Genomic DNA, 7,984 nt, shown 5'->3' on the forward strand with positions numbered 1-7,984 from the left:
GCGATCGTCGGCGACACGCGGCCGCTCGGGCCGCGCGTCGCCGCCAGCGATCACGGGAAAATCGTGATGCGCTGTTCCGGCTTGGCCTGCATCGGCTGGCCGGCCTTGCAGGTGTAGGCCTCGCCGAAGCTGGGCTGGTTGAACAACGGGCCGTTGGTGCGCCACTGGCCCGGCGCATGCACGCTGGTGGACGCGCGCTGGGTCGCGACCTCGGTGCTGGCCTGCTGCGCCCACAGCCCGGCCCAGGCGCGGTAGAAGGCCTGATCGGCGTCCTTGGACGGGCTGGGCACTTCGCTACGGAAGGTCTTCCAGGCCAGTTCGACGCCGGCGATGTCGGCGATGTTCTCGTCGCGGGTCTGCTGGCCGTTGACCTTGACGCCCTTCAGGCCGGGGTATTCGTAGGCGCCGTACTGGGCGGCGACGCGGTTGCCCAGCGCTTCCCAGGCCGCGGTTTCGGTGGGGGTCCACCAGTCGCGCAATTCCTGATTGGCGTTGACCAGGCGGCCGCGGCTGTCGAAGCCGTGGCTGAGTTCGTGGCCGACCAGGGCGCCGAAGGAGCCGTACTGCGAGGCGGCGTCCTTGCTCATGTCCAGCACCGGCGCCTGCAGCACCGCGGCGGTGACGATCAGGCGGTTCTGGGCGATGTCGTAGGCCAGGGCCGGATCCTGCGGCAGCACGTCCCAGCGGCGGTCGGCGTTGCCGCGACCGATGCGCTTCATTTCCTCGCGGTGGCGCCAGGTCGAGGCGATCAGCATGTTGCTGCCGAAGCTGCCGCGGCCCATCGGCTGCACCGAGTAGTCGAGGTCGCGTCGCGGGGTGCCGACTTCGATCTTGAGCTTGGCCAGCTTGGCGCGCGCCTCGGCCTTGGCCGCTTCGCTGTAGCGGGTTTCGGCGTCGATCGCCTTGCCCAGGGTCGCCAGCACCTGCGAGGCGATTTCCTCGGCGCGCTTGTCGGTGGCGGCGGGCAGGTACTTGGCGGCGTACTCGCGGCCGATCATCGGGCCGGCGGCGAGATTCATCGCGTCCAGCACGGCCTGCTGGCGCGACGGCGGCGCGCTGCCGCGCAGGATGCGGCCGTGGAAGTCGTACTGGGCGTCGCGGAAGGGCTTGGCCAGGTAGGGCGCCATCGAATCGCCGACGCGCCAGCGCAGGTAGACCTTCCACTGTTCCGGCTTGAGCGTACCGACCAAGTTGTCGAGTTCGGCGAACAGCTTGGCGTTGCCGATCGAGACGCTGTCGTCCTTGACGCCCTGGGCCTTGAGGAAGTCGCCCAGCTGCAGGCGCTTGTACTGCTTGGCCAGCGCCGCCACCTGCACCGGGGCGTAGTGGCTGCGCAGCTGACGCAGCTCCGGCAGCGACTGCGAAGCGCGCGCGATCCGGGTTTCCAGATCGATCACCAGCTGCGACTCGGCCGACAGCTGGGCCTGCGGGGTACCGGTCAGGGCCAGGATCTTCTGCACATAGTTGTTGTAGTGGCCCAGCAACTGGCGGGTCTCGGCGTCGCTGCGGGTGTAGTAGGCCGGATCGGGCAGGCCCAGGCCGCCCTGGCCGAAGTAGCCGATATGGCGGTTGAGGTCCTGCAGATCGACGTCGGCGGCGAAGTTGAACGCGACCGGGATGCCGACCTGGTGCAGGGCGGCGATCGAGGCCGGGATGTCCTTGGCCTTCTTGATCGCGGCGATGCGCGACAGCAGGGGCGCGATCGGCTGGGCGCCGTCGCGCTCCACCGCGGCTTCGTCCAGGCCGCTGGCCCAGAAGTCGCCGAGCAGCTTCTGCACGTTGCCCTGCGGCGCGGTCATGGCGCCGTTGAGCAGGTCCAGGGTCTGCTGGCGGGTGCGCGCGTCCAACTGCTCCAGGGCCGAGACCGTGCCGGCGCCGGAGGGCAGGGGGTTGCCGCGCAGCCAGTCGGCGTTGGCGTTGGCGTAGAAATCGGTGCAGGCGGTGGCGACGGCGGCGGCCTTGGGCTTGGCGGCGGGGGCCCGCTTCTTCTTGGCGGCGTCGGCGGTCGGTAGGGCCAGGCCGGCGATCAGGCTGAGGGCGAGGGCGCAGCTAAGCGGGCGTAGGGTCGTCATCGCGGATTCCGTCCTGGTGATCGGGCCAGTTTAACAAGCGCCCGTCGATTGCCTATGAACGGGTTTCGCGGTTGCGCAAGATGGCGCCGGGCGATGCGGATCGGGGGCCCAAAAAGCGAAGGCCCGGGAAACCCGGGCCTTCGCGCCTGCCGACGAGGGCAAGTAACCGCTAGTCGGCGCCGCCGCGAACGGCGGCGCCGGGTTTCATCACCAGATCACGACCTGCTTGTCGCCTTCGCGCACCATCGGCTGGCCCGGCTTGCACGAGAACGCCGCGGCGAAGGCCGGCAGGTTCGACGGCGCGCCGATCGCGCGGAAGTTGGCCGGCGCGTGCGGATCGGTGGCCAGGCGCACCTTCAGCTCTTCGGGCTTGAAGTTGCGGCGCCACACGGTGGCCCAGTTGAGGAAGAAGCGCTGGTCGCGGGTCAGGCCGTCGGTCTTCGGGTCCGGCTGGCCGGCGGTGGCCTTGACCATCGCGTCGTAGGCCGTGGCCAGGCCGCCCAGGTCGGCGATGTTCTCGCCCAGGGTCAGCTTGCCGTTGACCTTGGCGCCCGGCGCGGCTTCGTAGCCGTCGAACTGGGCGATCAGCTTGTCGGTGCGGCCGCTGAAGCCCTTGGCGTCGGCCGGCTGCCACCAGTTCTCGAAGTTGCCGGTGGCGCCGAAGCGGCTGCCCTGGTCGTCGTAACCGTGGGTCATCTCGTGGCCGATCACCGCGCCGATGCCGCCGTAGTTGGTGGCGTCGTCGGCGTTCGGGTCGAAGAACGGCGGCTGCAGAATCGCGGCCGGGAACACGATCTCGTTCTGCAGCGGGTTGTAGTAGGCGTTGACCATCTGCGGCGGCATGCCCCATTCGGTGCGATCGACCGGCTTGCCGACCTTGCCCAGGTTCCACTTGTAGTTGAATTCGGTCGCGGCCATCACGTTGCCGTAGTAGCTGTCGCGGTTGGTCTGCAGGCCGGCCCACTCGCGCCACTTGTCGGGGTAGCCGATCTTGGGCGTGAAGGCGGCCCACTTGTCCATCGCCTTCTTCTTGGTCTCCGGGCTCATCCAGTCCAGCTTCTCGATGCGGACCTTGAGCGCCTCGCTGAGGTTCTTGACCAGGGTCTCCATGCGCGCCTTGGATTCGGGCGTGAAGGCGACCTTGACGTACATCTGGCCCAGCGCCTCGCCGACCTGCTCCTCGACGGTGTCGAGCACGCGCTTGCTGCGCTCCTTCAGCTCGGTCTGGCCGCGCAGGGTCTTGCGGTAGAACTCGAAGTTCTCCTTGACGAAGTCGTCCGACAGATACGGCGAGGCGCTGTCGACGGTGTGGAAGCGCAGGTAGCTCTGCCACTGCGCGGCCGGCACGTCGGCCAGCATCTTGCTGACTTCCTGATGGAACGCCGGCATCGCCAGCGAGAACATCTTCTGCGCGGGCACGCCCTGCGACTCGAAGAACTTGGTCCAGGGGAAGTTCGGGGTCAGCTTGTCGGCATCGGCCAGGCTGACCGGGTTGTAGTACAGGCTGGCGTCGCGCGAGAGCTGTTCGCTGGTCTTGGAGACCTTGGCCAGGCGGGTTTCGAACGCGATCACGTCCTTGGCCTGCTTGGCGGCGTCGGCCGCGGCCACGCCGCTGAGCTGCAGCACGTTGCCGATGTGCTTCTCGTAGGCGTCCAGCTTTTCCTTCTTGTCGGCCGCCGTGTAGTAGGTCGGATCCGGCAGGCCCAGGCCGCCCTGCGAGGCGTAGGCGATGTTGTTCTTGGAATCCTTGAAGTCGGCCTCGGCGCCGAAGCCGAACAGCACGTTCTGGCCCTTGGCGGCGCTGGAGCGCAGGTAGTCGGCGATCTGGTCCTTGTTCTCGAGCTTGGCGATCGCGTCGAGGTCGCCCTTGATCGGGTTGATGCCCTGCGAGTTGATCTTGGCCGCATCCATGCCGCTGGCGTAGAAATCGCCGACGAGCTTGTCCACGCCGGTGGCGTTGGGCAGTTCGGCGGCCTTCTCGGCGAGCTGCTTCTGCACCGCGGTGGAGCGCTCGTCGAGCATTTCGAACGCGCCCCAGGAGGTGCGGTCGCCCGGGATGGCGTTGGCGGCCAGCCACTTGCCGTTGACGTAGCCGCCGAAATCGGTGCACGCGTCCTTGCTGGTGTCGAGGTCGCTGGCCAGGAAGCGGTTGACCTTCGGCAGCGTGCTGTCATCGATCTTCACCGCGCCGGCGTCGGCGGTCGGCTTGGCGGCGTCGGCGGCCGGCGGCGCGGCCTCGTCCTTCTTGGTGCAGGCGACCATCGCGGTGGTGATGGCGAGGGTCAACAGCAGAATTTGGGGTTTCTTCAAGGTCACAACGAGCTCCGGCCTGACGGCGTTTGGGAGTAGGGCATGGCTACCGCCCCGGTCGGGGCGTGGCAGGACAATAGACCCCTTCGGCCTCGCCAGGGGGTGTCGAAGGTCATGGCGGGGCCGCGCGCCCGGCTGCGTTGCGCGTGCCATGCGCGCGCAACTCGGGTTTAGGGGCCCGCCCGCCGGGCGCTTCGCCAGCTTTGGCATAACATTTGCGTGGTTCTCGGCATACTCTGGCGGCGGACGCCGACTAACCCGCGGCACCGGGCAGGGAGCCACGGCGGTTTCCTCCTGCGCGCCGCGCCAGAGGGAACGATATGAAGAAATCCTTGCTCACCCTGGCCGCCTTGGCCATGGCCGCGCCCTTGCTGCTCGCCTCCGGCCTCGTTCGCAGCGCCGACGCCAGCGGTTATTCGCCGCGCGGCCAGCTGGTCTATCAGATCGTGCGCAAATGGGGCCCGCACGTGCAGGAGGCCTATCGGGCGGACATGAACGCCTGGGCGCGCCAGATGGGGCCGATCTTCGCCAAGTCGCCGATGAACGCGCTGCAGCGGGCCGCCGACGCGCGCGATTTCGACGCCATGAACGATGCGTTGCTGGGCAAGGCCACCGCCCAGGGCCAGATCGTGCCGAGCGCGATCGGCAGCTTGGGCGCCGACCTCACCTTCGTGCCGATCGCGCCCTGCCGCATCCTCGACACCCGTATCGCCGGCGGTCCGATCCCGGCCAACGGCACGCGCGATTTCGATGTCTCTTCGGTCACCGATTACAGTTTCCAGGGCGGTAGCGCCAGCAACTGCAACGGCGTGGGCGCGGTCGGCGCGATCGGCGCGGCGATGATCAATTTCACCGTGGTCACGCCCGGCACGGCGGGCTACATCACCGCCTATCCCTATCAAGGCGCGCGACCACTGGCGTCGAGCGTGAACTATGCCGGCGGCGATATCGTCAACAATCTGGCCATGGTCGCGCTGGACGCCAGCGCCGCGTCCAGCGACATGAGCGTGTACTCGTTTGCGCAGACGCATCTGGTGGGCGACATCGTCGGTTATTTCATCGCCCCCACCCCCACCGCCCTGCAATGCACGACGGTGCAGACCATCAGCACCATGAACGGCAGTGCCTCGTTCACCGGCACCTCGCCCAGCTGTCCGGCCGGTTACACCAAGACCGGCGGCTACTGCCAGGCGGCGGGTAACGCCGGCCGCGTGGTCGCTTCCTACCCCAATGGCCTGTTGCATCAGTGCGTCTTCACCAACGAAAGCCCGACCGCGATGCAGGTGACCGTGTACGCCGAGTGCTGCCGTCTGCCGGGACGTTGACCGCTTAGGGCGCGCTATCGCGCGATACAGGTGAAAGGCCCGCGCAATGCGGGCCTTTTGCGTTTCCGCGTCAGGGCCGGCGCCATCACGGAGTCTCATCGCCTTGTGCGACGACCGCCATAACCGCATGCCAGTGCCGTAACGCCGCTAGTCGCGACGGGCGACGGCCTCGATCCGGGCGGGGCGCAGCAAATACTTTGTGATGGGTGTCCGGTTTTTGTCCTGGTTTCCGTCTCTGTGCTTGGAGCGTCGGCGATCGGGTCCATTGGGGCCCGACCCGCGATTCGAACCTAAAAGGGGATACAGGGATGAGGAAGTTGATTCTGGCGGCAGGGTTGTTCGCGCTTGCGCCGTTGTTGTCGCAGCCTGCCGACGCGGCCGGTCGCGGTGCGCGTGGCGAGCTCGTTTATCAGGTCGTGAAGAAGTGGGGCCCGTACGTGCAGGAAGCCTATCGCGAGGACATCGGCGCCTGGGCCAAGGAANCGCGGTGCGCGTGGCGAGCTCGTTTATCAGGTCGTGAAGAAGTGGGGCCCGTACGTGCAGGAAGCCTATCGCGAGGACATCGGCGCCTGGGCCAAGGAGATGGGGCCGGTCTTCGCCAAGGCGCCGATGAGCGCGTTGCAAAGCGCCGCCAACGCGTCCAGCTTCGACGCCATGAACACCGCGCTGCTCGGCCCGCAGGTCGCCAAGGCCGGTCCTGAGATCACGCCGAACGCGCTGGGCGACGCCGCCACCGATCTGGTGTTCGTGCCGATCTCGCCCTGCCGCTTGTTCGACACCCGCCTGGCCGGCGGCGCGATCGCGGCGTGTTCGTGCCGATCTCGCCCTGCCGCTTGTTCGACACCCGCCTGGCCGGCGGCGCGATCGCGGCCAACACCGTGCGCAGCTTCGACGTCACCGCGGTCGCCGACTACAGCTTCCAGGGCGGCGCCGCCAGCAACTGCAACGGCGCTGGCGCGGCCGGCTCGTTCGCCGCGGCGGTGATCAACTTCACCACCGTCACGCCGTCGGCCGCCGGCTACATCACCGCCTTCCCGTTCGGTGCCACCCAGCCGCTGGCGGCGACGGTGAACTACGGCGGCGGCGACATCCGCGGCAACCTCGCCACGGTCGCGCTCGATCAGGGTTCTTCGGCCAACGAGCTGAGCGTGTACTCGTTCGCCCAGACCCATCTGGTCGGCGACATCATCGGCTACTTCATCAACCCGCAGGCGACGGCGTTGGATTGCACCAGAGTGCAGACCTCGTACAACCTCACCGCCAGCGGCACCTTGAACGCGCCTTCGCCGGCGTGTCCGGTCGGTTACACCATGACCGGTGGCGACTGCTATTCGGCCAGCTACAGCGGCCGCGTCGTGAGCTCGTACCCGAACGGCTTGGTGCACTACTGCTCGTGGGCGAACGAGAGCGCGGTGGCGATGAACGTCGTCGCCTTCGCCGACTGCTGCCGGGTGCCGGGTCGCTGACGGTCCAAGCCGCCAAGTCGTAGCAAGCGCAATACGTGAAAGGCCCGCTCCGTGCGGGCCTTTCCTTTTATGGCTGTCGGCGACGTCTGGGTGTTAACCCCGATGTCGCGCGTGGCGAGCCGTGTCCGCAAACGTTTGCAGGCATGGGCGAGTCGCCACGGATGGACATACGCCGCGCGACTCGCCGCATTTCTCGCGATGCCTGGCGCTGAAAGTGTGACGTCTGTCCTGTTTTCCCTGCGGTTCTCGTCCTTTCGAATGTCGGCGATCGAGTCCACGGGGGGCTCGACCCGCGAGTCGAACCTATGAGGGGATACATATGAACAAGTTGATTCTGACCGTCGGTCTGTTCGCGCTTGCGCCTTTGCTGTCGCAGCCCGCCGATGCCGCCGGTCGCGGTGCGCGTGGCGAGCTCGTTTATCAGGTCGTGAAGAAGTGGGGCCCGTACGTGCAGGAAGCCTATCGCGAGGACATCGGCGCCTGGGCCTCGCGGTGCGCGTGGCGAGCTCGTTTATCAGGTCGTGAAGAAGTGGGGCCCGTACGTGCAGGAAGCCTATCGCGAGGACATCGGCGCCTGGGCCAAGGAAATGGGGCCGGTCTTCGCCAAGGCGCCGATGAGCGCGCTGCAAGGCGCCGCCGATGCGTCCAGCTTCGACGCCATGAACACGGCGCTGCTCGGCCCGCAGGTCGCCAAGGCCGGCGCCGATGTCGTGCCGAACGCGCTGGGCGACGCCGCCACCGATCTGGTGTTCGTGCCGATCTCGCCCTGCCGCTTGTTCGACACCCGCCTGGCCGGCGGCGCGATCGCGGC

5 protein-coding genes are annotated in these 7,984 nt (G+C 67.7%); 3 read left to right on the top strand and 2 right to left on the bottom strand.

Annotation, left to right across the window (positions count from 1 at the left end):
* Positions 1-50 precede the first annotated feature (50 nt).
* Together ASD69_RS18555 and ASD69_RS18560 are read right to left on the bottom strand one after the other, a co-directional pair.
* On the bottom strand, positions 51-2,072 hold the full coding sequence (locus tag ASD69_RS18555) for a M13 family metallopeptidase (protein WP_056181908.1): 2,022 nt from the start codon (positions 2,070-2,072) through the stop codon (positions 51-53).
* 207 nt (positions 2,073-2,279) lie between these two features.
* Positions 2,280-4,364 carry a M13-type metalloendopeptidase gene (locus ASD69_RS18560; protein ID WP_056181983.1) on the bottom strand — a complete coding sequence of 695 codons (2,085 nt, stop codon included), beginning with the start codon at positions 4,362-4,364 and terminating at the stop codon, positions 2,280-2,282.
* A gap of 338 nt (positions 4,365-4,702) precedes the next feature.
* Between ASD69_RS18560 and ASD69_RS18565 the strand changes: the two genes are divergently transcribed.
* From ASD69_RS18565 to ASD69_RS18580, 3 genes are all read left to right on the top strand, one after another.
* Positions 4,703-5,707 carry a hypothetical protein gene (locus tag ASD69_RS18565; RefSeq protein WP_056181909.1) on the top strand — a complete coding sequence of 335 codons (1,005 nt, stop codon included), beginning with the start codon at positions 4,703-4,705 and terminating at the stop codon, positions 5,705-5,707.
* Between the two features lie 833 nt (positions 5,708-6,540).
* A complete protein-coding gene (locus ASD69_RS18575) occupies positions 6,541-7,173 on the top strand; it encodes a hypothetical protein (RefSeq protein ID WP_235567268.1) in 633 nt (210 codons plus the stop codon).
* Positions 7,174-7,694: 521 nt separating this feature from the next.
* On the top strand, positions 7,695-7,984 hold a 290-nt coding region (locus ASD69_RS18580; protein WP_157499319.1), incomplete at its 3' end, for a hypothetical protein.

This window comes from Lysobacter sp. Root604 (assembly GCF_001427505.1).
GTDB lineage: Bacteria > Pseudomonadota > Gammaproteobacteria > Xanthomonadales > Xanthomonadaceae > Lysobacter.